This window comes from Serratia sp. HMSC15F11, assembly GCF_001808215.1.
GTDB lineage: Bacteria > Pseudomonadota > Gammaproteobacteria > Enterobacterales > Enterobacteriaceae > Serratia > Serratia nevei.
Genome location: NZ_KV792497.1, coordinates 115,943 through 141,461, shown reverse-complemented (window position 1 = coordinate 141,461; position 25,519 = coordinate 115,943). Strand labels below are relative to the sequence as shown.

Genomic DNA, 25,519 nt, shown 5'->3' with positions numbered 1-25,519 from the left:
AATCAACGGCCACAGGAGGTGGACTATGCGCAGCTTGCCGATTCGGTTATCGAACAAAATTGATGATGATCTGAACGATATTGCCCGGCGTCACGGGATGGAAAAAACCGAGGTAATCAAAATGGCGTTTGCACTGATTACCCTTGCCGATAAGTACTGGATGAAACAGGATGGTACTTCTCTTGGCATTGTACGGGAGAAGGGTGAACAGCTTGAAGCGGTGGGGCGGGTCGTGGAGATCTTCCCATGAACATCGAAAGCCGTAATTTGCACGATGAGGCCAGCCAGGTTTATCTGGAGCAGGTCTTGGTCTTCGACGAAATGGAGCGGCTGCGCCTGGCGCGCCAGGTGCTGTGCGGGATATTCGCGGTTAGCGTGGGCGTATTCGCCGCCCACGCGTATTGGGAGAAAAACGAAGCACTGAGGCAAGCGTTCGAACTGGTGAAGATCGGCGCCTTGCCGCTGGTCACGCTGGTGGTATCCTTCTACTTTCCCAACAGCGTGGCCCGATAAGGCGCCGCGTCAATGCGACTTCATGCCCGCCGCGGTCATCAGCAGGCGGAACAGCGAGGCGACCACGAACAGCCCCAGCACGCTGGCGCTCCAGATGATCACCAGCCAACCGATGCGTTTCCACCAGGGCGCCGGCGCGGCGGTTGCCGTTTTATCTTGCATAGCGTCCTCCCTTCTCAGTGATAGCCGTGTTCATGGCTGATCTTGCCGCGGAACACGTAGTAGCTCCAGAAGGTGTAGACCAGAATGATCGGGATGATGAACAGCGCGCCCACCAGCATAAAGCCGAGGCTCTGCGGCGGGGCGGCGGCGTCCCACAGGCTGATGGCCGGCGGGATCAGGTGCGGCCAGATGCTGATGCCAAGCCCGCTCAGGCCGAGAAACACCAGCAGCAGCGTCAGTATGAACGGCGAGTAGTGCGCGCCGCGTTTCACCCCGCGTTGAATCCCCCAGGCGCTGAGCAGCACCAGCACCGGCACCGGCAGCAGCCAGAACAGGTTCGGCAGCGTAAACCAGCGGGCGGCGATTTCCGGATGCGCGATCGGCGTCCAAATACTGACCGCGGCCAGCACCAGCAACAGGATCGCCAGCAGCGGTGTCGCCAGGTGATACATGCGCGCCTGCAGGTCACCGGCGGTTTTCATCACCAGCCAGGTACAGCCGAGCAGGGCGTAGGTCACCACCAGCCCCAGCCCGCAGAACAGCGCAAACGGCGTCAGCCAGTCCAGCGCGCCGCCGGCGTAGGTGCGGCCTTCGACCGGGAAGCCGTTGATCACGGCGCCTACCACCACACCCTGGCTGAAGGTGGCGAAGACAGAGCCCCAGATGAACGCCTTATCCCAGATGTGGCGTTTCTCCGGCTTCGCCTTGAAGCGAAACTCGAAGGCCACGCCGCGGAAAATCAGCCCGATCAGCATCAGCGTCAGCGGGATGGCCAGCGCGTCGAGGATCACCGAGTAGGCCAGCGGGAAGGCGCCGAACAGCGCCGCACCGCCCAGTACCAGCCAGGTTTCATTGCCGTCCCACACCGGGGCGACGGTGTTCATCATCAGATCGCGGTCGCCGCTCTCTTTCACCCACGGAAACAGGATGCCGATGCCCAAGTCAAAACCGTCCATCACCACGTACATCATGGTGCTGAACACGATGATCACAAACCAAATCAGCGGAAGATCGATACCCATGTTCAGCTCCTGTCGTCCAGAGTGTCGTTGACCGCGGACAGCGGACGTGCCGGGCGGCCCTCGGTATTGTCTTCTTGGTGTTCATGCGGCTGCGGCCCTTTGCGGATCAGGCGCATCATGTAGGAATACCCCACGCCGAACACCGAGCAGTAGACAATAATGAACGCCAGCAGGCTGATGCTCATGTGCAGGTCGCCGTGCGCGGAGACCGCGTCCTTGGTGCGCAGCAGGCCGTACACCACCCATGGCTGGCGGCCGATCTCGGTGGTGAACCAGCCCGCCAGCAGCGCCAGCAATCCGGAAGGCCCCATCCACAGGATGAAGTACAGGAACGGACGCGACTGATACAGCCCGCCGCGCCAGCGCAGCCACAGGCTCCACACCCCGGCGAGTATCATCAGCATGCCCAGTCCGACCATGATGCGGAACGACCAGAACACCACGGTGGAGTTGGGGCGATCTTCCGGCGGGAAGGATTTGAGCGCCGGTACCTGTTCGGTCAGGCTGTGGGTCAGGATCAGGCTGCCGAGGTACGGCACCTCCAGCTTGAAGCGGGTCTCTTCGCGCTGCATGTCCGGCCAACCGACCAGGATCAGCGGCGTGGCTTCGCCCGGCGGGTTTTCCCAGTGGCCTTCAATGGCGGCGATCTTCGCCGGCTGGTGTTTCAGCGTATTCAGTCCGTGCGCATCGCCGATCAGCGCCTGCACCGGCGCGACGATCAGCGCCATCCACATCGCCATCGACAGCATCTTGCGCATCGCCGGGGTGTCGCGGCCGCGCAGCAGGTGCCAGGCGGCGGAGGCGCCGACGAAGAACGCCGAGGAGAGGAAGGCTGCGGTGGACATGTGCAGCAGGCGGTACGGGAAGGACGGGTTGAAGATCACCTTCAGCCAGTCGACCGGCACCACCTGGCCGTTGATGATTTCATGCCCCTGCGGCGTCTGCATCCAGCTGTTGGAAGCCAGGATCCAGAAGGTGGAGATCAGCGTGCCGAGCGCCACCATGCAGGTGGCGAAGAAGTGCAGCCCCGGGCCGACGCGGTTCCAGCCGAACAGCATCACGCCGAGGAAACCGGCTTCGAGGAAGAAGGCGGTCAGCACTTCATAGGTCAGCAGCGGCCCGGTAATGCTACCGGCGAACTCGGAGAAGAAGCTCCAGTTGGTGCCGAACTGATAGGCCATCACCAGCCCGGACACCACGCCCATGCCGAAGTTAACGGCGAAAATCTTTGACCAGAAATGGTAAAGCTCGCGATAGGCTTCATTGTGCGTTTTCAACCATAACCCTTCCAGCACCGCCAGATAGCTGGCTAAACCGATGGTGATGGCGGGAAAGATGATATGGAAAGACACGGTGAAGGCGAACTGTATTCTGGCGAGTTCCAGTGCATCAAGACCCAGCATGGCGCCTCCTAGGGTTGAACATAAATTAGCCTCTTGAGTATAGCTGTCATTTTTATGTGAAATACTTGGCGTTAAGTTAAGCACGGAGTACAGTGACTATAATAGTGACAGTTATTTTACTTTTTCATATAACAGTTAATGGTTATGACCCGATACGAGCAGCTTGCGCAGCAGATTAGAGAACAGATCCAAAACCGGGTGTGGCGGGCGGGTGACAAGCTGCCTTCGCTGCGCGAGAGCGGCAAACGCGCCGGATTAAGCCTGATGACGGTGGTGCAGTCTTACCAACTGCTGGAGAGCCAGGGATGGATCGTCGCCCGGCCGCAGTCGGGCTACTACGTGGCGGCGCGCCCGCAGCCGCTGCCCCAGCCTTCGCGCGGCGAGAAACTGTTGCTGAGCGAGCAGGTGGACATCAACGCCTTTATTTTCGACGTGCTGCAGGCTTGCAAGGATCCGGATATCGTGCCTTTCGGTTCGGCCTTTCCCGACGCCACGCTGTTCGCCCAGCCGAAGCTGGCGCGGGCGCTGAGCAGCGTAGCGCGCAAGTTCACGCCGCACAGTTCGCTGGCCAACCTGCCGCCGGGCAACGACGCGTTGCGGCGGCACATCGCCCAACGCTATGCGCTGAGCGGCATGCAGGTCGCGCCGGACGAAATCGTCATCACCGCCGGGGCGATGGAGTCGCTCAGCCTCAGCCTGCAGGCGGTGACCCAACCGGGCGACTATGTGGCGATCGAATCGCCGGCGTTTTACGGCGCGCTGCAGGCGCTGGAACGGCTGCGGTTAAAGGCGGTGGCGATCGCCACGCATCCGCAGGACGGTATCGATCTGGACGCGCTGCAGCAGGCGGTGGAACAGTATCCGATCAAAGCCTGCTGGCTGATGACCCACTTCCAGAACCCGCAGGGCGCCACCCTGCCGGAGGCCAACAAACAGCGTCTGGTGACGCTGCTGCGCGACCGGCAGATTTCGCTGATTGAAGATGACGTTTACGGTGAGCTGTACTTCAGCGCGGAACGGCCGCTGCCGGCCAAAGCGCTCGACAGCGGCGGCCAGATCCTGCATTGCTCGTCGTTTTCCAAATGCCTGGCGCCGGGCTTTCGCGTCGGCTGGGTGGCGGCGGGGCGTTATGCGCAGCAGGTCCAGCGTTTGCAGCTGATGAGCACCGTTTCCACCAGCGTGCCGACCCAAATGGCGCTGGCGGATTATCTGCTGCACGGCGGCTACGATACCCATCTGCGGCGGCTGCGGCGCCTGCTGGCACAGCGCCAAAGCGCGATGCGTCAGGCGATCGCCCACCATTTCCCGCCGACGGTGAAGGTCAGCCAGCCCGACGGCGGGTACTTCCTGTGGCTGGAGCTGGATCCGGCGCTGTCGTCGATGGAACTGTACCGGCGGGCCCTTTCCCGGGGGATCAGCATCGCGCCGGGGCGCATGTTCACGACCGGTGACCATTTCAACCACTGCTTCCGTCTCAACGCCTCTTTTGAATGGAACGATCGGTTTGAAGAGGCGATCAAAACCTTAGCCAAACTTATCCGGGGGCTGGCGGCGGCAGGCTGAACCGCATTTTGCACGGCGCTTCGCCCCAGAAAAATTCATAATGCTTTTTTCGGCAATGGAATGCCGGTTTCGTTGTTAGACAGCCCTCCAGCCGCCCATTACTCTGCGATAAATTTTGTCACATTTTTATCAACGGGAAGACGAGGGGCTGTGGGTGAGTGGAATAAAAAATAGGCTAAACAAACTGTTGCGCTATCGGCTGACGCCGCTGGCGTTGGTCTGCGCGCTGGGGCTGAGCGCCGGCGCGCAGGCGGAAACGCTGGCCGAAGGCACCACGCCGGCCAGCGACACCGCTCGGGTACCGGCCGCCGCCAAGCTGCGTAAAGACACCGTGGTGGCGGGCATCTCGGAGCCGCAGGGGATTTTCAACCCGTATCTGTTCACCAACGGCTGGGACGAGAACGTGACCGACGTGATTTTCAGCCGCCTGATCGGCCTGGACAGCCAGGGCAAACCGGAAGGGCGATTGGCGGAGTCCTGGCAGGTCAGCCCCGATAATCTGACCTACACCATCAAGCTGCGGCCGAATCTGCTCTACAGCGACGGCTCGCCGCTGAAGGCCGACGATATCGCCTTTACCCTGACGCTGCTGCACGATCCGGCCTATGACGGCGACACCGATATCACGCCGGCGCACATCCAGGGTGGCGCCGAGTATAAAAACGGCACCGCCGCCGACATCAGCGGCCTGAAGGTGATCGACGATCGCACCATTCAGATCGTCACCACCCAACCGGGCGCGACTACGCTGCAACTGATCGGCGGCCCGGTGCTGTCGCGGGCTTACTACGGCAAAGACTATCAGCGCGGCAAGCTCGACGGCGTGCGCGCCTTCAACGGCAAGCCGCTCGGCAACGGCCCCTATATTTACGACAAGTACGTGCCGGGGCAGGAGATCCGCTTCCACGCCAACCCGAACTTCTATCTCGGCACGCCGCCGATGGCGCGCTTTATCTACCGCGTCACCAATCCGGCCACCAACTTCCAGCTGTTCCAGACCGGTGAGACCGACTACGACGCCTTTACCGCCAAGCCGGACGATATCGAACAGCTCAAGCTGCTCGGCTTCGCCAATATCAACCTTTACAGCTCGAGCGATTACAGCCGCGTTGATTTCAACCTCAAGCGCCCGGCGCTGCAGGACAAGCGGGTGCGTCAGGCGCTGATCTACGGCCTGGATCGGCAAAAACTGATCGCCGTGGTGTACCAGGGTTACGGCAAGGTCGCCAACCAGCCGATCTCGCCGATCTCCTGGGCTTACGACGCCAACGGCATCAATCCCTACGCTTACGATCTCGATAAGGCCGGGAAACTATTGGACGAGGCCGGTTGGCGAGTGGGCGCGGACGGCATTCGGCAAAAAGACGGTAAAAAGCTGGAGCTGACGCTGCTGGTGACCAAAAAGCTGATCAACGATGCGCTGGTGCCGATCGCCAAGGACAACTACCGCCGGCTCGGCGTGGTGCTGAAACCGCAGGTATTGGATTTCAACGCGCTGCTGGCGCAGCGCAAGGCGGGCAACTATGACCTGGCGTCCCTCAGCACCAGTACGCTGAACGATCCGCACGACGGCGTGCGCGATTTCATCAGCCGCGAGAGCGAGACCGGTTATCACAACCCGCAGGTGGATGCGCTGATCGCCAGGGCCAACGCCACGCTGGATATTGCGCAGCGCAAGCCGCTGTACCATCAGCTGTATCAGGCGTTGGCGGACGATCCGCCGGTGATCCTGCTCGGCAACCGCGAGATTTTGAGCGCCAGCAGCGCGCGCGTCACCGGCTTTAAACCGGATATCTACAACGGCTTGGTCGGCAGCCTGCCGAACGTCAAACCGGCGCCGTAACGCCCTGACGCCGCCGCGCCATTCCGGGCGGTGGCGATGGAATTCGCGATGAGAAATTTTATCCTGCGCCGTTTGTTGCAGACGATCCCGATGCTGCTGTTGGCTTCCTTGCTGATTTTTTGCATCTTCGCCCTGGCGCCCGGCGACTTTATCGACGGCAACATCAACCTGACCGCGCAACGCGCCGCCGAGCTGCGGGCGCTGTACGGGTTGGATCAGCCGTTGTTCAGCCGTTACCTGCACTGGCTCGGCCGGCTGCTGCAGGGCGATCTCGGTTTTTCGCTGCAGTATCAGATCCCGGTCAGCACGCTGCTGAACCAATACATCTGGAACTCGTTCCTGCTGGCGGCGGTGGCGATGGTGCTGTATTGGGGCATCGCGCTGGCGGTGGGGGTGATCTCGGCGATGAAACCCTATTCGCTGTTCGATCATCTGATCACCGTGGCGGTGTTCGCCGCCATGTCGTTTCCGACGTTCTTCCTGTGTCTGCTGCTGATCAAATGGTTCGCCGTCGATCTGCACTGGCTACCGGCGGGCGGCATGCTGCGCACCGGCAGCGAAGCGAGCGGGCCGGCCTGGGCACTGGAGGTGGCGGCGCACCTGCTGCTGCCGGTGCTGGCGCTGGTGATGCTGCAGGCCGGCAGCCTGACGCGCTATTTCCGCGCCAGCATGCTGGACGTGATCCGCATGGACTATATCCGCACCGCGCGCGCCAAGGGGCTCAGGGAGAAAACGGTGATCCTCAAACACGCGCTGCGCAATGCGCTGCTGCCGATCGTCACCCTGCTGGGGTTCGAGCTGCCGGGATTGTTCTCCGGCGCGCTGATCACCGAAAAAATCTTCAACTGGCCGGGCGCCGGGCATATCCATATCGATTCGCTGGCGGCGCGTGATTACCCGGTACTGATGGGATTCACGCTGTTTCTGGCGGCCCTGACCATTCTCGGCAATCTGCTGGCGGACATTCTGTACGCCTATGCCGATCCGCGCATTCGCTTGAGGTAACGCTATGTTGGCTACGCTGTTTTTCGGCCGCCGCCGCTGGCGTCAGGCGCAGCTGCCGGCGCTGGCGCAACTGTCGCCGCCGCCCGCCGCGCAGGCCTGGCGACGGTTGCGCCGCCACCGGCCGGCGATGATCTCGCTGGCGTTGCTGGTGCTGTTGGCGTTGTTGTGCCTGATTGGGCCGTCGTTGTCGCCGTGGCGCGACGACGCCGGCGACGTGCTGAATATCAATCAGGCGCCGAGCGGCGCGCACTGGTTGGGTACCGACTTTCTCGGCCGCGATATCTGCACCCGGTTGCTGCTGGCGGGGCGGATATCGCTGACCATCGGCCTGGTGTCGATGCTGCTGTCGGTGACGCTGGGCTATGTGCTGGGGGCGCTTGCCGGTTATCTGGGCGGCGTGGCGGACAGGCTGATCATGCGCTTCGCCGATCTGCTGATGACCATCCCCGGCCTGCCGCTGCTGATCATTATGGGGGCGATGCTGACCGAGCTCGACGTCTCGGCGGACTACCGCATCTACATGGTGATGATCATGCTGAGCCTGCTGGGCTGGCCGTCGCTGGCGCGGCTGGTGCGCGGCCAGATCCTGTCGCTGCGCGAGCGGGATTTCATGCTGGCCACCGAGGTGCTGGGGCTCTCCACCCGGCGGCGTCTGTTCGGCCATCTGCTGCCCAACACCGTACCGATTTTGGTGGTGGTGGCCACCATGGCGGTGGCTAACGCCATTCTCAGCGAATCGGCGTTGAGCTACCTCGGGCTGGGCGTGGTGCCGCCGACGCCATCGTGGGGCAACATGATGGATGCCGCCAACAGCCTGATCGACTTTCAGCGCCGCCCCTGGCTGTGGATGCCGCCGGGGCTGGCGATCTTCGTCACCGTGGTGGCGATCAATATCTTGGGCGACGGTCTGCGGGACGCGCTCGATCCGAAAATGAACGGGGTAACACGATGAGTCAACCGCTGGTGGCGTTCGATCGACTGTCGGTGTCGTTTCAGGGAGAGCAAGGGCCGGTGCGGGCGGTGCAGCAGGTCAGCCTTGAGCTGCAGGCCGGGCAAACGCTGGGGATCGTCGGCGAGTCGGGCTGCGGCAAAAGCGTGACCGCCATGGCGCTGATGGGGCTGTTGCCGCAGCCGCTGGCGCAGGTAGACGGCGGTGAAATTCGCTTTGAAGGGCAGAACCTGCTGTCGCTGCGGGCATCAAAGATGGCCGATCTGCGCGGCAACCGGCTGGCGATGATCTTTCAGGAGCCGATGAGCGCACTCAATCCGGTGTTGACCCTCGGCGAACAGCTGGTGGAGCCGCTGATTCGCCACCTGGCCCTGTCGCCGAAAGCGGCCTGGGGTCAGGCGGTGCAACGGCTGGCGGAAGTGGGATTGGCGCGCGCGGAGGCGCTGATGCGCTGCTACCCGCATCAACTGTCCGGTGGCATGCTGCAGCGCGTGATGATAGCCATGGCGATCGGATGCCGCCCGGCGCTGCTGATCGCCGATGAGCCGACCACGGCGCTCGACGTCACGGTACAGGCGCAGATCCTGGCGTTGCTGCGCGAGCAGAGCCGACGACACAACATGGCGATGATCTTGATCACCCACGATCTCGGGGTGATCGCCCAGATGGCGGACCGGCTGGCGGTGATGTACGCCGGGCGCGTCGTCGAGCAGGGCACGACCCGGGAAGTGTTGGCCGAGCCGCGGCATCCTTATACTCAGGGGCTGATCGCCTCGCGGCCGGTGCCGGGCCAGCGGCTCCACCGTCTGTATTCCATTCCCGGCCAGGTGCCGGATCTGGCGCGCTTGCCAGAACACTGTGCGTTTGCCGAGCGCTGTGCGCAGGCCTCCGCTCGCTGCCGCGATGGCATCCCGCCGCTGTACGGCACGCCGCAGCGCCAGTCCGCCTGTTTCCTCAACGCTGGAGGGCGCCCGCATGTCGACTGAACCTCTGGTGGAAGTGAAAGGATTAAAGAAATACTTCCCGCTGCGCGACGGGCTGTTCGGGCGAACCAGCGGCCAGCTGAAGGCGGTGGACGACGTCAGCTTCAGCATTCGCAAGGGCCGCATTTTCGGGCTGGTGGGCGAGTCCGGCAGCGGCAAAACCACCGTTGGCCGCACGCTGCTTGGCCTGCACGACAAAACCGCCGGCGAGGTGATGTTCAAAGGGCAGGCGTTGGATAGCCTGAGCAAAGAGGCGTTGCGCGCCCTGCGGCCGAAAATGCAGCTGGTGTTTCAGGATCCGTACAGCTCGCTGAATCCGCGCCTGCGCGTGGGCGACGCCATCGGCGAAGCGCTGTTGCAGCACGGCCTGGCGAGCAAGGCGGAACTGCGCGAGCGGGTGCTCGATACCCTGTCGATCTGCGGACTGTCTCCACAGCATTACGGGCGGTTTCCGCATGAGTTTTCCGGTGGCCAGCGCCAGCGCATCGGCATCGCGCGCGCGCTGATCCTGCAGCCGGAGTTTATCGTCGCCGACGAACCGATATCGGCGCTCGACGTGTCGATTCAGGCGCAGATCATCAATCTGTTTTCCGATTTGCAAGAACGGCAGGGGGTGACGCTGCTGTTTATTTCGCACGATCTCGGCATGGTGGAGCATCTGTGTCAGGACGTGGCGGTGATGTACCTGGGGCAGATTGTCGAGAGCGCCGACCGCGATGCGTTATTTCGCCGGCCGCTGCATCCCTACACGCAGGCCTTGCTGGCGGCGGTGCCGACGCTGGATGTACATCGCTTTCCGCCGCGGGCAGCAAGCGGCGAGCCGCCCAATCCCGCCAACCCGCCGCACGGCTGCCGTTTCCATCCGCGCTGCCCGCAGGCCACGGCGCAGTGCCGTGAACAGGCGCCGCGCCTGCGCAGCGTGGCGCCCGGTCATCAGGTGGCTTGTCATTATGTTTATTAGCGTTAGTGTTGCTACATACATTTATATTTCACTAACAATATATTGTTAATTATTCTTCAATCGCTAAAGTGCATATTCTTTATTCTTAGTTATGCGCCAGCATAACCATGCTGGCGTACGAGTGAAAATTATGGTTTTGGCGCTGGTAGCATCAAACTCTCAACAAACTCAAGAGCCAATGAGTCTCTTTCTTTAAAATAGTCTGGAGCCCTTTTGGCTAACCATTCTTCGTGGAAGTGTCGACGAAAGTCATCCATGAATTCTATAGGGTAAAGACATGCATCAACTACTCTCCCATCTAGATATTCGTGTTTATAACGAGGGAAGTTCTTAGGTTCAACACTTCTATTTTTTCTTAGCCATGCGCAAAACATTCTACCCTCTGAAATATCTGGAATTAAATTATCAGGTAAAGTGTATCCAGCTTCTTCTAATGGGGCAATCAAGCTTAGTGTTATCTCATTAAGCATTGAAAAATGAGTGTAAGGTATTTTTGCCCTATTTTTTGTATATCTTGCCAAATGTGCGGGCAATGCACCAGTTGCTTTATACCCCGTTCTTTTGTAAATGAACTCCTTCAGCGATTGAGTTGCAAGATTCCGGTAGTTATCTCTTGCGATGTCAGATTGACTCTTGCTATCAAAGGCGAAATATTCTAATACAGCCATACATATATCAGCAGGGATTGCATGATATACAGTGCCTTTTACCCTTATTTCTTTATGTAAGCTTTGGGATGGGTCACCACCATTCCTAATGATTATTTGACTTATTGCTTGGCCACGAGGATTATGTCTCATGTTTTGCCAATCACTAACTAAAGTGATTATATTACTTCTGGCAGAGCCACAAATAAAAGCTAGGCTGCTTGCTGTTAAATATGGAGTCCCGTCACTCATTACCCCAACTTCAAATCCATCATCACCAATCTGATGCTTAATGGGAACTAATGGCAATGCGATTTGATTTTGCATAAAAATCTCCTTTTTATAACGTCAACATATACTCACTGAAAGACACAGGAATCTAGCTAATATATTCAATTCATATAAATAAAGTTAAAATAATTAGCAATGCAACCTTTTGTGATTATTAGCTTGGCTAAAATTTCATATTCTTATACTAACACTTTTATTGTTTTATTTTTAATAGGTGCTGAAATAATACGTTGCTGTTAAAAAATAGTTTTCATCTAAGTAAGGAGAGTTAGGCGGTACTGAGTTTAGGCCTAACTCATGGTGGCAATGTGCTCTCAGGACAGGTAGTGCTTCAACGCGCGCCCGGCCTGATGGATCGCCGAATGCACCGCCGGGACGTGGGCGAGCGGATTCAACAGGCCGTAGTCGTGGATCAGCCCGTTATAGCGGGTGGAGGTGACCTCGACGCCGGCGGTATCGAGCAGACGCGCGTAGGCTTCGCCTTCATCGCGCAGCACGTCCAGCTCGGCGGTTTGCACCAGCGCCGGCGGCAAACCCCGCAGCTGTTCCGGCGTGGCGTTGAGCGGCGAGGCGTAGATGTCTTTGCGCTGCGCCTTATCGGGCGCGTAGCTGTCCCAAAACCACTTCATCATGTTGCGAGTCAAGAAATGGCCTTCGGCGAACTGATGATAGGAGTCGGTATCAAACTGGGCGCGGGTGACGGGCCACAGCAGGATCTGGCAACGCAGCGCCGGTATGCCTTTCTCTTTGGCCATCAGGCTGACCACCGCCGCCATATTGCCGCCGGCGCTGTTGCCGACCACCGCCAGCCGCGAACCGTCGACGTTGATCTTCTCGCCGTACTCGGCCACCCATTCGGTGGCGGCGTAAGCCAGGTTGATGGCCTCAGGGTAGCGCACCTCCGGTGAACGGGGATAGTTGACGAACACCGCCGCCGCGCCTGAGCTGTGCACCAGATCGCGCACCAGTCGTTCATGGGTGGGGAAATCGCCCAGCACCCAGCCACCGCCGTGAAAGAACATGAATACCGGCAGCGCCTCTTTGACCCTGGCCGGCCGCACCAGCTGCAGCAGAATATCCTGACCTTCTACGTGAATGGTTTTCTCGCTGATCTCGACCTCGCGCAGCGGCACCTCGACGCTGCGTTGCGCGTCCTCCAAGACCCTGCGCGCCTCTTTGGGCTTCATCTGTTCCATGGGTTTACCGCCGCCGGTATTCAGCGCGTCGAGAAACGCGTGGATGTCGTGCTGGGCGTGCGGCTGGCTGAGATCGACGGTTTTCTTGGGCATGGTGACTCCTTGTGCGCAGAAGAGAAGGGGCGGTTAGGATCACAGTGTAGTCGCTGGCGCACAAAGCAGGAGCCGCGGTCAGCGCGGCCCTGTTTCGGGAGCATGGTGGGTGGGATCTCTGCGTCGCTGCCGCGTTGCACGATTTTGGCGCACCGCTGCACCCGATGGGGGCAAAAAGTGTGACAGCGAGCAAAGAGGGGGGAAATTATTTTTGCGAGCCCGATCAGAAATCCTGAAGTTTTTCGTAATTGAATAGGATTTCGCGCGCAAGGATGATTTTAGGCCTTATTTTTTAATTTATGCATTACCAATGCATAGAAAATGAATAAATATTCATTATAAGCCGTTGTTTTAACGTAAAAAATAGCAAAATCCGGCAAAAATCCCGTTTTGGCACGATAGCTGCTCTACACTCTTTATCAAACGACATGTATTTTAACTGATCGTTAACATTTACTCCCCGCTCAGGGACCGGATATACGCCATAAATAGTGAAAAACCGATTTTATGTAACAGATTTGTTTCTAAATCAGCGGTAAGGGACAGCATTTTCTCCGCCCGGAAAGTCGGTTTTGAACAACGGTTTTTTTGCATTGTGGCGGCCTAGCCGGGCTTGAGCGGTCCTTACAGTCAAAATTCAGCCTTTGCTGAGATTATGAGGTCACTATGGAACAGCCAATCGCAGTTACCCGCCAGTCTTTCGATGACTGGATGGTCCCGGTTTATGCCCCTGCCGATTTTATTCTGGTGCGGGGAGAAGGATCGCAGGTGTGGGATCAGCAGGGTAAGTCTTACATCGATTTCGCCGGCGGCATCGCGGTTAACGCGTTGGGGCATGCGCACCCGGCGGTCAAGGCGGCGCTGGTGGAGCAGGCGGGCAAACTGTGGCATCTGGGCAATGGCTATACCAACGAACCGGTGCTGCGCCTGGCCAAAAAGCTGATCGACGCCACCTTCGCCGACAAGGTGTTCTTCTGTAACTCGGGCGCCGAAGCCAACGAAGCTGCGCTGAAACTGGCGCGCAAGCATGCGCACGATCAGCACGGCGCCGGTAAAGATCAGATTGTGGCGTTCAACAACGCGTTCCACGGCCGCACGCTGTTTACGGTGTCCGCCGGTGGCCAGCCAAAATACTCGCAGGACTTTGCGCCGCTGCCAGGCGGCATCACCCATACGCCGTATAACGATCTGGCCGCAGCGGCCGAGCTTATCAACGATCGCACCTGTGCGGTGATCGTCGAGCCTATCCAGGGCGAAGGCGGCGTGCTGCCGGCGGAAGGCAGTTTCCTGCAGGGGCTGCGTGAACTGTGCGATCGCCATAATGCGCTGCTGATCTTCGACGAAGTGCAGACCGGCGTCGGCCGCACCGGCCATCTGTATGCCTACATGCAGTACGGCGTGGTGCCTGATGTACTGACCACGGCCAAAGCGCTGGGCGGCGGCTTCCCGATCGGCGCCATGCTGACCACCGATGCGCTGGCGAAAACGCTGGGCGTCGGCACCCACGGCACGACCTACGGCGGCAACCCGCTGGCGACGGCGGTGGCGGGAGCGGTGTTCTCCATCATCAACACCCCGGAAGTGCTGGAAGGCGTCAAACAGCGTCACCAGTGGTTTATCGACGGGTTGAACGACATCAACCGCCAGTATCCGATTTTCGCCGAGATTCGCGGTGGCGGTTTGCTGATCGGCTGCCAATTGATGAAAGACTATGCCGGCAAAGCGAAGCAGATCACCCAGCTGGCCAATGAAGAAGGCGTTATCGCGCTGATCGCCGGCCCGGACGTGGTGCGTTTCACGCCGTCGCTGATCATCCCTGAGCAGGATGTGAAAGAGGGGCTGGCGCGATTCGCGCGCGCCGTGGCGCGCATTTGCAGCTAATCAGCGGGCTGCGCCTTCACCGGCGCAGCCTGATTCAGAAGAGGTTCGCATTATGATGATTATTCGCCCTATAGAGCGTCGCGATCTGGCGGATTTACTGACGCTTGCCGGTAAATCCGGTATCGGTCTCACTTCACTGCCGCAAAATGAAGATACCCTGTCGGCACGCATTGAGCGGGCGTTAAAAACCTGGCAAGGCGAACTTCCGCAAAGTGACCAGTGTTATTTGTTCGTGTTGGAGGACAGCGAGCGCCGGCAGGCGGTGGGTGTCTGCGCGATCGAAGTGGCCGTCGGCCTGGCGGAACCCTGGTACAGCTTCCGCGTCGGCACGCAGGTGCACGCTTCCAAACAGCTGAACGTCTATAAATCGGTGCCGACGCTGTTCCTCAGCAACGACCATACCGGCCATTCGGAGCTGTGCACGCTGTTCCTTGATCCGGATTATCGTCACGGCGAGAACGGCAAGCTGCTGTCGAAGGTGCGTTTCCTGTTTATTGCCGCGTTCCGCGAGCGTTTCTCACGGCGCCTGATCGCCGAGATGCGCGGTTTCTCCGATGAAAACGGCCGTTCGCCGTTCTGGGAGAGCGTCGGCCACCATTTCTTCTCCATCGAGTTCGCCAAGGCGGACTACCTGAGCGGCACCGGGCAAAAGGCGTTTATCGCCGAGCTGATGCCGAAACATCCGCTGTATGTCGATTTCCTGGCCGAAGACGCGCAGAAAGTGATCGGCGAGGTGCACCCGCAAACTTTGCCGGCGCGCCGGTTGCTGGAGGCGGAAGGCCTGAGCTATCAGGGCTACGTCGATATCTTCGACGGCGGCCCGACGCTGGAAGCCGAGATCGATCACATCCGCGCGGTGAAGCAGAGCCGCCTGGTGAAAGTGGTGCTGGATGACACGCCGATGCGCGCCGATGCGCCGGTGCATCTGGTGGCCAACGACAACTATCAGAACTACCGCGCACTGTTGGTCAATGCCGATCTGTATGACGACCGCCTGCATATCAACGCCGCCACCGCTGCGGCGCTGGGCGTCGAGCAGGGCAGCCCGGTGCGGGTGCTCCCCCTTATTGCACAGGAGAAAGCATGATGTCCCATCCTGCACTGTTGATTAACGGCGTCTGGCGGCAGGGCCGCGGCGCGGAGTTCGGCAAGGCCGATCCGGTCGGCAACCAGCCGCTGTGGCGTGCCAACGCCGCCGACGCCGATGACGTCGCCGCCGCCTGCGAAGCCGCGCGCGCCGCATTCCCCGGCTGGGCACGTACGCCGTTCGAGCAGCGCGAGCAGCTGGTGAAACGCTTCGCCGCTTTGCTGGAAGAACATAAACAGTCGCTGGCGGAAACCATCAGCCGCGAGACCGGCAAACCGCGCTGGGAAACGCTGACCGAAATTCAGGCGATGATCGGCAAAGTGGGCATTTCGCTGCAGGCCTATCAGACGCGCACCGGCTTTAGCCAGGCGGCGATGGCCGACGGCGCTTCGGTGCTGCGCCATCGTCCGCACGGCGTGCTGGCGGTGTTCGGGCCTTACAACTTCCCCGGCCATCTGCCGAACGGCCATATCGTGCCGGCGCTGTTGGCCGGTAACTGCGTGGTATTCAAACCGAGCGAGCTGACGCCCCTGACCGCCGAGGAGACCCTCAAGCTGTGGCTGCAGGCCGGTCTGCCGGACGGGGTTATCAACCTGGTGCAAGGCGGCCGTGAAACCGGCGAAGCGCTGGCGGCCAGTGCGGATATCGACGGCCTGCTGTTCACCGGCAGCGCCGGCACCGGTTATCACCTGCATCGCCAACTGGCGGGGCAGCCGGAGAAGATCCTGGCGCTGGAGATGGGCGGCAACAACGCGCTGATCGTCGACGGTTTCGACGATCGCGATGCGGCGGTCAACCTGGCTATCCAATCGGCGTTTATCTCCGCCGGTCAACGCTGCACCTGTTCACGCCGTATTCTGGTGAAGCAGGGGGCCGAAGGCGACGCCTTTATCGCGCGTCTGGTCCAGGTGGCGGGCGAACTGCGGGTCGGCCGCTGGGATGCCGAACCGCAGCCGTTCATGGGCGGGGTGGTGTCGGCAACCGCGGCGGAAAACATGCTGAAAGCGCAGCAGCACTTGCTGGCGCTGGGCGGCAAATCGCTGCTGACCATGCGCCTGTTGGAGCCGGGCAGCTCGCTGCTCAGCCCGGGCATCGTCGATCTGACCGGCGTGGCCGGCGTACCGGACGAAGAGTATTTCGGGCCGTTGACCACCATCGTGCGTTACCGCGATTTCGACGAGGCGCTGCAGCTGGCCAACCGGACGCGCTACGGCCTGTCGGTAGGGCTGGTATCGCCGCAGCGCGAGCTGTTCGAGCGATTGCTGCTGGAAGCGCGCGCCGGCATCGTCAACTGGAACAAGCCGCTGACCGGAGCGTCCAGCGCGGCGCCGTTCGGTGGCGTGGGCGCCTCCGGCAACCATCGCCCAAGCGCCTTCTATGCGGCGGACTATTGCGCCTGGCCGATGGCGTCGCTGGAAAGCGAAAGCCTGTCGCTGCCGGCGACGCTCTCGCCGGGCTTGTCGTTCCGTTAATCGTCTACGGCGGCGCGCCGGCGTCGCCGTACGCTATCCCCAGGGGATAAACATGTCAGGATATGAAGTCAATTTCGACGGTTTGGTGGGGCCGACGCACCACTATGCCGGGCTGTCGTTCGGCAACGAGGCGTCGACGCAGCATCAAAACAGCGTATCGAACCCGAAGCTGGCGGCGAAACAAGGCTTGCTGAAAATGAAGGCGCTGGCCGATCTCGGTTTCCAGCAAGGGGTATTGCCGCCGCAGGAACGCCCGCATTTGCCGATGCTGCGTCGCCTGGGCTTCAGCGGCAGCGATGAGGCGGTGCTGGCGCAGGCGATGCGTCAGTCGCCGCGCCTGCTGTCGGCGCTCAGTTCGGCGTCGTGCATGTGGACCGCCAATGCGGCCACCGTGTCGCCCTCGGCGGACAGCGCCGACGGCAAGGTGCATTTCACCGCCGCCAACCTGAATAACAAATTCCACCGCGCCATCGAAGCGGAAACCACCACCGCCGTATTGCGGGCGATGTTCAGCGACGATCGGCATTTCGCCCACCATGAGGCGCTGCCGCAGGTGGCGTTGTTCGGTGACGAAGGGGCGGCCAACCACAACCGTTTGGGCGGCGACTACGCCAAACGCAGCGTGCAGGTGTTCGTCTACGGTCGGCAGGAGTTCGGCGGCGAAACGGCGCCGGCGCGTTATCCTGCGCGCCAGACGCGCGAAGCCGGCGAGGCGATCGCTCGCCTGCACCAGCTGGACGAGCAGCATACGGTCTTCGTGCAGCAAAACCCGGCGGTGATCGATCAGGGCGTATTCCATAACGACGTGATTGCGGTCAGTAACCAGAACGTGCTGTTCCACCACCAGCAGGCGTTTTACCGCCAGCAGCAGGCGCTGGATGAAGTGCGCCGCAAGATGGCGACGCTGGACAGCGAGCTGGTGGCGATCGAAGTGCCGACGGAGCGCGTCTCGGTGGCGGACGCGGTGGCGACCTACCTGTTCAACAGCCAAATTCTTACCAAGCCGAACGGCAAGATGATGATCGTCGTGCCGGAGGAGTCGCGTCAGCACGCCGGCGTGTGGCGTTATCTCAACGACATGGTCGGCAGCGGCGGCCCGATCGATGAAATTCGCGTGTTCGACCTGCGTGAAAGCATGCGCAACGGCGGCGGCCCAGCCTGCCTGCGGCTGCGGGTGGCGCTTAACGAGCAGGAGCTGCGGGCGGTTAACCCACGCGTAATGATGAACGAGCGGCTGTTCGCGACGCTGAACGAATGGGTCGACCGCCATTATCGCGATCGCCTGACGCAGGATGATCTGGCCGATCCGCTGCTGCTGCGCGAAGGGCGCGAGGCGCTGGATTCGCTGACGTCGATCCTCGGTCTCGGCTCCATCTATCCATTCCAACGCTAAGGGAGGCGTCATGATCGATCTACTGCCCCTGACGCTGGAAGGGAACGAACCCGTCGAATGGCAAGGTGAAACCCCGCAGCTGCGCTGGCGCTGGCAGGGGGAAGGGGTGCTGGAGCTCACGCCGCGGCAGCCCTACCGCCAGGCAATGGTGATGTCGGCGGGGGTGCACGGCAACGAAACCGCGCCGATCGAACTGCTCAATCAGCTGGTCGGCGACCTGCTGACCGGCCGGTTGCCGCTGAGGGTGCGGCTGTTGGTGGTGCTGGGTAACCCGGCGGCGATGCGGGCCGGCAAGCGTTATCTGCACAGCGATATGAACCGCATGTTCGGCGGCCGCTACCGCAACTTCGCCGCCAGCGGCGAAACCGTGCGTGCGCAGCAGCTGGAGCGTGCGCTCGCCGCCTTTTTCGATGGCGAACAGGCGGCGCGTTTCCATTACGATTTGCACACCGCCATCCGTGAATCGCGTTTGCCGCGCTTTGGCATTCTGCCTTTCCAGAAACGCCCGTACAGCGAGCCGATGTTGAAGCTGCTGGATGCGGCCGATCTGGATGCGCTGGTGGTACACAGCGCGCCGGGCGGCACTTTCAGCCACTATTCCAGCGAACATCTCAATGCGGCGAGCTGTACGCTCGAGCTGGGCAAGGCGCGGCCGTTCGGCAGCAACGATCTGCAGCAGTTCGCCGCCATCGATCTCGCTCTGCGGGCGGCGGTCAGTGAAGGGCCCCTGCCGGCGCGTGCGGCCGATGAGATTCGGGTATTCCGTGTGATGCACTCGTTGATCAAACACAGCGAGGATTTCAAGCTGCATCTGGATGATGACACCGCCAACTTCACCGAGTTGAAACCGGGGATGTTGCTGTGCGAGCAGCCGCAGGAGGAGTATCGCGTTGGCCAAGAGGGCGCGTGGATACTGTTTCCTAACCCCACTGTGGCGCTGGGCCTGCGCGCCGGCATGTTGTTGAGCGAAGTTTCCCGTTCTACGTTGTATTAATTTATCCTCGGCGGCGCCGTCAGCGCGCTGCCGTTTATTCCTTTCATTATTTTAATCTGCTATTTCCCGCTATTTAAATGGCCATAAATCGAATTTTATTCGTTCTATAGGGATTTCTTTACGTGAATGAATAAAGGCCGTATTCAGCCGTTATCGGAAAGCCTTAATTGCCTGGTGACTTTGTTAAGATAAAAATGTGAAATAAGTAACGTTTTTAATAACCATGCTAATATTGTTGTTACTTTTGAATCGCGCAGAAAGCACGCAAAACGAAACCAAAATGCACCAAATTGGTGCGTTGCACCGTTTTGGTTATAAGTTATGTGGTAAAAATTTCTTATATTCAATGGGTTATGTGTTCTCTTTTTTGAAATATATGGTTACAAATAAACATGCTTTCTCCTCGTTGTTTCATGAACTTTTTGATTTTAAGTTTTGATTCATGATGCTAATGTCACATCACCCCAGCATGAGGGGAGCTCATAAAATACCAAAAGATAAAATCACAGCCCAAATCATAAATTGGGCGTGACGGGCAGGGTTCTAATTATAATATCTAGGAAAATAAATGATGAAACGCAGTGTATTAGCCTTAGCTGTCGCCCTCGGGGCGATCACCTCCTTCGCCAACGCGGCTGAAATCTACAATAAAGATGGCAATAAACTCGACCTGTACGGCCGCGTTTCGGCCAAACACGTTTTCAGTAAAGATAAAAGTGAAGACGGAGATAAAACGTACGTTCGTCTGGGCTTTAAAGGCGAAACCCAGATCAACGATCAGTTGACCGGCTACGGCCAGTGGGAATACAACGTTCAGGCCAACCACGACGAAGCGCAGGGTACCACCGGCACCAAAACCCGTCTGGGCTTCGCCGGCCTGAAGTTCGCCAACTATGGTTCGTTCGACTACGGCCGTAACTACGGCGTGGTGTACGACGCCGAAGCTTACACCGACATGCTGCCGGAATTCGGCGGCGACTCCTACAGCTACACCGACAACTACATGACCGCGCGCTCCAACGGCCTGGCGACCTACCGCAACCGTGACTTCTTCGGTTTGGTGGAAGGCCTGAACCTGGCGTTGCAGTACCAGGGTAAAAACAACGAAGACAAGCGCAGCGTAACCAAGCAAAACGGCGACGGCTACGGCATGTCTCTGGACTATCAGGACATCGGCGGCAGCGGCATCGGCGTCGCGGCGGCGTTCTCCGATTCCAGCCGCACCAGCGATCAGAAGGCGCTGCAGTACGGTAAAGGCGACAAGGCCACCGCCTGGACCACCGCAATCAAATATGACGCCAACCAGGTCTATCTGGCGGCCATGTATGCCGATACCCGCAACATGACGCCGATCAGCGTCAACGGCACGTCGGGCTTCGCCAACAAAACGCAAAACTTCGAAGTTGTGGCCCAGTACCAGTTCGAAAATGGTCTGCGTCCGTCTCTGGCCTACGTGCAGTCGAAAGGCAAGGATATTGAAGGGATTGGCGATGTCGATCTGGTGAAATACGTGGAAGTGGGCGCGACTTACTACTTCAACAAAAACATGTACACCTACGTCGACTACAAGATCAACCAGTTGAACGACGACAACAAACTGAAGCTGAACACCGACGACATCGTTGCCGTCAACCTGACCTACCGCTTCTAAGTTTCCATCATTACCTTCATCCTGTGTCGGGATCGGTAATCAGGCAGGGCGCAAGCCCTGCCTTAGCTTGATGACAAAGGAGGAAAAAGCGTGGTTTTCCTCCTTTGTGGTTATCAGCCGAAAATCAATGAATTGATTTTCCTTATTTTTAAATGTGGTCTTCGGTAAACCTGCCAATGTCATCAGGTTTGTCATTAACCTCAGGGAGGGCGCAAGCCCTGCCTTCGTTTGTATCGCGCGCTCAGCCTTTTGGCGCCAACCCCACCAGCTCGATGGCCGAACGCAGCGCGGCAAACCGCTGCTGATCCTGCTCTCGCTCTATCTCTGTCACCAGCTGCGAAAGAATATTGCCGCCGGAGACCTTTTTATGGTTTTTGATTAACTGCAACACCGCATCGCCTAGCGCCAGGCTGACGTTGCGCAGCAGAATTTCATAATGCTCGTTGGAATGAGCTGATGCTGACATGACCTTTCTCTGTCTTTCCTCTTCGGGAGCCGCAATTTAGCAAAACAGCGGCCTAAAGCCTCGGAGGCAGACGAAGTTTCCGATGAAATCAGAAATTCCTCAGCATTGGCCGGGGAAGGCGTTAAAAATCCGAATATTCGCTGGCCGGTAACCAAAAGCCGTCGATAAACTCTTCCATGGGATAACAACCGGCGTGGCGCAGGTTCTGTTCCTTCATCGCGATCAGGCATTGCGGTTCGTCGCGCAATATATCGACCACCATTTCACTGCAGCCGCCATCCAGATAACAGACAAACATCACCAATGCGTACATCGTTGCATGCCTCCTTCGTCGAACCGCCCTGTAGGCAACAGTGTAGGTAAAAAAGCGCGATTTTTCAGCATCATTGCGTGATAAATCGCCATCGAGACGCCGCTGACGGCACTTTCGGAATTCTCTAACCGTTTCTGACGCCGGGAGCGGATGGCATATCCTTTTGACGATGCTAAGCTTAACAAGCCTTACTTCAATGCATCAGTGCAACCATCAAAAGGAGTGAATATGGGCTTGTTTAACTTCGTCAAAGAAGCGGGCGAAAAACTGTGGGACACAGTCACCGGCAATGCCTCCGCCGAAGATCAAAGCGCCAAACTCAAGGAGCATCTCGATAAGAGCGGCCTGCCAGGCACCGACAAAGTCGATGTGCAGGTGGTCGATGGTAAAGCCGTAGTGACCGGCGATGCCGTCAGCCAGGAGCTGAAAGAGAAGATCCTGGTGGCGATTGGCAACGTGGCCGGCATCAGCGGCGTGGAAGACAAGGTGGCGGTGGCGCAATCCGACGCCGAGAGCCGTTTCTACACCGTGAAGAAGGGCGATACGCTGAGCGCGATCTCCAAAGAGATGTACGGCAACGCCAATCTGTACAACAAGATTTTCGAAGCCAATAAGCCGATGCTGTCGAGCCCGGACAAGATCTATCCGGGGCAGGTGTTGCGTATCCCGCAATAATCTGTCGCTCTGCCAGAGCCCGGTTGCGTACCGGGCTTTTTTTTGTCCTCTGTAATCGCCGTCTCTTATTCCCCTGCGATCTCAATGTCGGTTACATCTACCCTGTGTACCCGCTCGCTCGCCGGCAGGCGCGGTGTTGACCCTGATGGGGAAAGTTGATAGCGTCATGCCCCGGTTGAGGCCGGAATGCCCAAGGCGGCAGCGTTAACGCCTTATACTGAGGGGGCCTTTTGCCCCGCCAAACAGCAATCCAGCAGTTGAACGAGTGAAAACCGATTTAGTGAAACAACAGCGTAACGCCTCAACGGATAAAAACTATCGAGAAACCTTGGGTGATGCGCAATTTGCTATCGTCGTGTTGGCGGTGGCGTCCTGCTCACTGATTATCTTTACGCTGGCGGTCACGCTGTGGGTGACCTGACGCGATTAACTAGGGGAGATAAAATGGAGCCTAATCTCCATGATGAAACCAAACTGCTGGCGATTATCGGCCTGTTGGTTTCCGTGCTGCTGGTGGTATCAATTCTCTTTGGCGTGACCTATTTCTCCGATCTTAGGCACGCGCACGACGATGTTGACATCAAAAGCTGCTATATCAAAGCGTCCTAATCCGCGCGAATGCGCCTGAGCGCCGCCGATCTGTGAGGTGAGCTGTCCTGTGTTAAGCTGGGACGGTTATCCCTTGGCGAATCGGCGCCATTCAGGAGGTCTTTGCGATGAGTCAGTCCCGTCCTACGCTCTCTTCACCCTCACGCGAGTGCCCCGTCGTTGACGGCGTGCGCCAGATCCAGCGTATTGCCGTACGTAACGCCGAAGTGGGGGGCATTCCGATCAACCGCGCGCTGCCAACCCGGGAAAGGCGCACCGTCGGTGCCTGGTGCTTTCTCGATCACGCCGGGCCGACGGTATTCAGCGGTAACTCGTCCGGCATGGATGTGGGGCCGCATCCGCACATCGGTCTGCAAACGTTCACCTGGATGATCGAAGGCGAAGTGCTGCACCGCGACAGCCTCGGCAGCGAGCAGGTGATCCGTCCGGGCCAGGTCAATCTGATGACCGCCGGGCACGGGATCGCGCATACTGAACAGTCGGTGGGCGAACCGCGGCGATTGCATGCCGCACAATTATGGATTGCGTTACCGGCCGAACATGCCGACATGGCACCGCGTTTCGATCATTATCCCGACTTGCCGCAGTGGCAGAATAGCGGCGTGAATCACCGTTTGCTGGTCGGGGAATTTGGCGCTTATCGTTCGCCGGTATTTACCCTTTCGCCATTAATCGCCATTGATATGGAATGGCAGGAAGCGGCGACGGTGCAATTGCCGCTGCGCGATGACTATGAAATCGGCTTCTTGCCCCTAATGGGGGCATTCGAACTTAATGGTGAAACCTTTTCACCTGACGAGTTTGCCTATTTGGGCATGAAGAATAACTCTATCGAGTTAAATGCACGGAAGGGCAGTCGGGGATTATTAATTGGCGGCGCGCCGTTAAATGAAGAGATCCTTATCTGGTGGAATTTCGTTGGCCATACCAAGGCTGAAATTACTCGGGCCCAGCATGATTGGGAACAAGGGGCGCCGCGTTTTCCGCCGGTGAGCGGTTATTCCGGCGAGCGCATGACCGCACCACGCCTGCCCTGGGGCGATGTTTGATAGCGTTAGGATATAATCGCCGCGCTTATTCGGCTTATTTCGCTCTAATAAGGCGAAATTACTGTGATCGCGGCTCCAGCTTTACCGCAGAATAAGGTTTATCGGCAGAACAGTGATCTGGCGCATATAATGACAATGAGAAGAAGTTTAGGATAACCCTCAGGAAGTCAGGTTGTCTCCCGTTAGTCAGATGTCAGTGAGGTCATTATGAGCCAGGTACTTTATCGTGCAAGACTGTCCCATGTCGTGATTGCTACGGCGCTGTTTTGGGTCTCTGTCGCGGCATTGTTGGTCGCCGTATTAAACTAACCTCAAAAAATGACTCCTGCATAAACCCGCTTCGGCGGGTTTTTTTATCGCCATTGTCTGGCGATAGAAGCTACGCGATTATACTTAATGGCATCTTCAATAAGCGATAGGGACAATCATGAAGCTGTTTGCCGATATTTTGCTGTTGCTCATCGCGGTGCTCCATCTTTATATCCTGGTGCTGGAAATGTTCCTGTGGCGTGCGCCGCTCGGCAGACGCGCTTTCGGTACAACGGCGGAGTTTGCCGCGGCCACGCGGGTATTGGCCGCCAATCAGGGGCTGTACAACGGTTTTCTGGCGCTGGGGCTGGCATGGGGCTACTGGCGTGAGGACATGGCGCTGCAGCTGTTCTTTCTCGGGTGCGTGTTGGCGGCCGGGGTGTTCGGCGGGCTGACCGCCAGCCGCAAGATCTTGTGGGTGCAGGCGTTGCCGGCCTTGATCGCGATGCTGGCGGTATGGGGGGGGCGTTAACCCGCCGGTTCACGGCGGGCGTCAGGCGGATTTTTGGTGAATGACGTGCAACGGCGGGTCGATGTGCAGATCGACGCTCAAATCCTGGCGGAAATCATAAGGCGTGATATTAAAACGCTTTCTGAACATGTAGGTGAAGTGGGACTGTGAGCCGAAGCCAAAGTCCAGGGCGATATCGAAGATCGACGCTTCACTGCTGCGCAGTTGGTAAACCGCGCCGGCCAGGCGGCGTTCGCGAATGTATTTGCCCAGCGAAATCCCTGTCGCTTCTTTGAACAGCTTCTGCATGTGCCACAGCGAGTAGCCGGAGTACTCGGCCAGCTCTTCGAGATGGATCACTCGTCCAAGGTGAGTTTCGACCCATTTGCTGAGGGCGCAGACCAATGAGAGATGGTGTTCTTGTATCATCAGTGCGTCAGTGTGAGATCTACATAGCGGTGAAGTATACACAACTTGCCGCCGCGGACAAAAACGCCGCCGGTGACGGGGGGCAATTATTCGGAAAAACCGTTCAACC

General features: G+C 58.8%; 27 protein-coding genes. 19 read left to right on the top strand and 8 right to left on the bottom strand.

The features are described 5' to 3' along the window. Positions 1-25: 25 nt before the first annotated feature. A complete protein-coding gene (locus HMPREF3138_RS20385; protein WP_025303190.1) occupies positions 26-250 on the top strand; it encodes a hypothetical protein in 225 nt (74 codons plus the stop codon). After that, the gene (locus HMPREF3138_RS20380; RefSeq protein WP_038877012.1) at positions 247-513 is read left to right on the top strand and encodes a hypothetical protein; all 267 of its coding nucleotides are present in this window, start codon (positions 247-249) and stop codon (positions 511-513) included. The genes HMPREF3138_RS20385 and HMPREF3138_RS20380 overlap by 4 nt, the downstream gene beginning before the upstream one ends. Positions 514-522: 9 nt before the next feature. Here HMPREF3138_RS20380 and HMPREF3138_RS25825 read toward each other — a convergent pair whose 3' ends face one another. The 3 genes from HMPREF3138_RS25825 to HMPREF3138_RS20370 are packed head-to-tail and all read right to left on the bottom strand — an operon-like array spanning position 523 to position 3,100. Continuing rightward, positions 523-675 (bottom strand): DUF2474 domain-containing protein, encoded by a 153-nt coding sequence (locus HMPREF3138_RS25825; protein WP_071605360.1) that lies wholly within the window; start codon positions 673-675, stop codon positions 523-525. 14 nt (positions 676-689) lie between these two features. After that, entirely contained in the window at positions 690-1,697 is a 1,008-nt protein-coding gene (gene cydB, locus HMPREF3138_RS20375; RefSeq protein ID WP_038877014.1) for a cytochrome d ubiquinol oxidase subunit II, read from the bottom strand. A gap of 2 nt (positions 1,698-1,699) precedes the next feature. After that, the gene (locus tag HMPREF3138_RS20370; RefSeq protein ID WP_004934615.1) at positions 1,700-3,100 is read right to left on the bottom strand and encodes a cytochrome ubiquinol oxidase subunit I; all 1,401 of its coding nucleotides are present in this window, start codon (positions 3,098-3,100) and stop codon (positions 1,700-1,702) included. Positions 3,101-3,244: 144 nt separating this feature from the next. Between HMPREF3138_RS20370 and HMPREF3138_RS20365 the strand changes: the two genes are divergently transcribed. The 6 genes from HMPREF3138_RS20365 (at position 3,245) to HMPREF3138_RS20340 (ending at position 10,404) form a co-directional block, all read left to right on the top strand. Then, positions 3,245-4,663, top strand: coding sequence for an aminotransferase-like domain-containing protein (locus HMPREF3138_RS20365; RefSeq protein WP_038877016.1), 1,419 nt, complete (start codon positions 3,245-3,247; stop codon positions 4,661-4,663). A gap of 187 nt (positions 4,664-4,850) precedes the next feature. Next, positions 4,851-6,506 (top strand): ABC transporter substrate-binding protein, encoded by a 1,656-nt coding sequence (locus tag HMPREF3138_RS20360; protein WP_049193370.1) that lies wholly within the window; start codon positions 4,851-4,853, stop codon positions 6,504-6,506. Between the two features lie 48 nt (positions 6,507-6,554). Next, positions 6,555-7,511 (top strand): ABC transporter permease, encoded by a 957-nt coding sequence (locus tag HMPREF3138_RS20355; protein WP_038877343.1) that lies wholly within the window; start codon positions 6,555-6,557, stop codon positions 7,509-7,511. 4 nt (positions 7,512-7,515) lie between these two features. Next, positions 7,516-8,463, top strand: coding sequence for an oligopeptide ABC transporter permease (gene opp4C / locus HMPREF3138_RS20350; RefSeq protein ID WP_038877018.1), 948 nt, complete (start codon positions 7,516-7,518; stop codon positions 8,461-8,463). Continuing rightward, the gene (locus tag HMPREF3138_RS20345; protein ID WP_038877020.1) at positions 8,460-9,446 is read left to right on the top strand and encodes an ABC transporter ATP-binding protein; all 987 of its coding nucleotides are present in this window, start codon (positions 8,460-8,462) and stop codon (positions 9,444-9,446) included. Before opp4C ends, HMPREF3138_RS20345 begins: the two co-directional genes overlap by 4 nt. Continuing rightward, positions 9,436-10,404, top strand: a complete 969-nt coding sequence (locus HMPREF3138_RS20340; RefSeq protein WP_038877022.1) for an ABC transporter ATP-binding protein — start codon at positions 9,436-9,438, stop codon at positions 10,402-10,404. The genes HMPREF3138_RS20345 and HMPREF3138_RS20340 overlap by 11 nt, the downstream gene beginning before the upstream one ends. Positions 10,405-10,532: 128 nt before the next feature. Here the strand turns inward: HMPREF3138_RS20340 and HMPREF3138_RS26475 are convergent, their stop codons facing one another. Together HMPREF3138_RS26475 and HMPREF3138_RS20335 are read right to left on the bottom strand one after the other, a co-directional pair. Next, positions 10,533-11,378 carry a BstA C-terminal domain-containing protein gene (locus HMPREF3138_RS26475; protein WP_139145168.1) on the bottom strand — a complete coding sequence of 282 codons (846 nt, stop codon included), beginning with the start codon at positions 11,376-11,378 and terminating at the stop codon, positions 10,533-10,535. A gap of 278 nt (positions 11,379-11,656) precedes the next feature. Then, positions 11,657-12,631: an alpha/beta hydrolase gene (locus HMPREF3138_RS20335; protein WP_038877025.1), complete on the bottom strand. Its 975-nt coding sequence runs from the start codon at positions 12,629-12,631 to the stop codon at positions 11,657-11,659. Positions 12,632-13,297: 666 nt separating this feature from the next. Here HMPREF3138_RS20335 and HMPREF3138_RS20330 point away from each other — a divergent pair. The 6 genes from HMPREF3138_RS20330 (at position 13,298) to ompC (ending at position 21,109) form a co-directional block, all read left to right on the top strand. Next, a complete protein-coding gene (locus tag HMPREF3138_RS20330; protein WP_038877027.1) occupies positions 13,298-14,512 on the top strand; it encodes an aspartate aminotransferase family protein in 1,215 nt (404 codons plus the stop codon). 52 nt (positions 14,513-14,564) lie between these two features. Next, positions 14,565-15,599 carry an arginine N-succinyltransferase gene (gene astA / locus HMPREF3138_RS20325; RefSeq protein ID WP_038877029.1) on the top strand — a complete coding sequence of 345 codons (1,035 nt, stop codon included), beginning with the start codon at positions 14,565-14,567 and terminating at the stop codon, positions 15,597-15,599. Beyond that, complete coding sequence (astD, locus tag HMPREF3138_RS20320) at positions 15,599-17,071, top strand: succinylglutamate-semialdehyde dehydrogenase (RefSeq protein WP_038877345.1); 1,473 nt, start codon at positions 15,599-15,601, stop codon at positions 17,069-17,071. The genes astA and astD overlap by 1 nt, the downstream gene beginning before the upstream one ends. Before the next feature lie 52 nt (positions 17,072-17,123). Beyond that, a complete protein-coding gene (gene astB, locus HMPREF3138_RS20315; RefSeq protein ID WP_038877031.1) occupies positions 17,124-18,464 on the top strand; it encodes an N-succinylarginine dihydrolase in 1,341 nt (446 codons plus the stop codon). Positions 18,465-18,474: 10 nt separating this feature from the next. Further along, complete coding sequence (gene astE / locus HMPREF3138_RS20310) at positions 18,475-19,458, top strand: succinylglutamate desuccinylase (protein ID WP_038877034.1); 984 nt, start codon at positions 18,475-18,477, stop codon at positions 19,456-19,458. Between the two features lie 568 nt (positions 19,459-20,026). After that, entirely contained in the window at positions 20,027-21,109 is a 1,083-nt protein-coding gene (ompC, locus tag HMPREF3138_RS20305; RefSeq protein WP_038877036.1) for a porin OmpC, read from the top strand. A gap of 241 nt (positions 21,110-21,350) precedes the next feature. Here ompC and HMPREF3138_RS20300 read toward each other — a convergent pair whose 3' ends face one another. Next, positions 21,351-21,575: a biofilm development regulator YmgB/AriR family protein gene (locus HMPREF3138_RS20300; RefSeq protein ID WP_038877038.1), complete on the bottom strand. Its 225-nt coding sequence runs from the start codon at positions 21,573-21,575 to the stop codon at positions 21,351-21,353. Positions 21,576-21,696: 121 nt separating this feature from the next. Continuing rightward, positions 21,697-21,888 (bottom strand): YdfD/YebW family protein, encoded by a 192-nt coding sequence (locus HMPREF3138_RS20295; protein ID WP_038877040.1) that lies wholly within the window; start codon positions 21,886-21,888, stop codon positions 21,697-21,699. A 228-nt stretch (positions 21,889-22,116) separates the two neighbouring features. Between HMPREF3138_RS20295 and lysM the strand changes: the two genes are divergently transcribed. The 5 genes from lysM to HMPREF3138_RS20280 all read left to right on the top strand — a co-directional run bounded on the left by lysM (position 22,117) and on the right by HMPREF3138_RS20280 (position 25,002). Then, positions 22,117-22,563: a peptidoglycan-binding protein LysM gene (gene lysM, locus HMPREF3138_RS20290; protein WP_016927389.1), complete on the top strand. Its 447-nt coding sequence runs from the start codon at positions 22,117-22,119 to the stop codon at positions 22,561-22,563. A 265-nt stretch (positions 22,564-22,828) separates the two neighbouring features. Next, the gene (locus HMPREF3138_RS26770) at positions 22,829-22,984 is read left to right on the top strand and encodes a hypothetical protein (RefSeq protein ID WP_016927390.1); all 156 of its coding nucleotides are present in this window, start codon (positions 22,829-22,831) and stop codon (positions 22,982-22,984) included. A gap of 23 nt (positions 22,985-23,007) precedes the next feature. Continuing rightward, the gene (locus tag HMPREF3138_RS26765) at positions 23,008-23,172 is read left to right on the top strand and encodes a hypothetical protein (RefSeq protein WP_164491940.1); all 165 of its coding nucleotides are present in this window, start codon (positions 23,008-23,010) and stop codon (positions 23,170-23,172) included. 107 nt (positions 23,173-23,279) lie between these two features. Then, on the top strand, positions 23,280-24,221 hold the full coding sequence (locus HMPREF3138_RS20285; protein ID WP_038877042.1) for a pirin family protein: 942 nt from the start codon (positions 23,280-23,282) through the stop codon (positions 24,219-24,221). A gap of 433 nt (positions 24,222-24,654) precedes the next feature. Further along, positions 24,655-25,002, top strand: coding sequence for a DUF1304 domain-containing protein (locus HMPREF3138_RS20280; protein WP_223294934.1), 348 nt, complete (start codon positions 24,655-24,657; stop codon positions 25,000-25,002). 21 nt (positions 25,003-25,023) lie between these two features. On the opposite strand, the gene HMPREF3138_RS20275 is transcribed toward HMPREF3138_RS20280, so the two are convergent. Further along, the gene (locus HMPREF3138_RS20275; protein WP_004927697.1) at positions 25,024-25,410 is read right to left on the bottom strand and encodes a helix-turn-helix domain-containing protein; all 387 of its coding nucleotides are present in this window, start codon (positions 25,408-25,410) and stop codon (positions 25,024-25,026) included. Positions 25,411-25,519 lie beyond the last annotated feature (109 nt).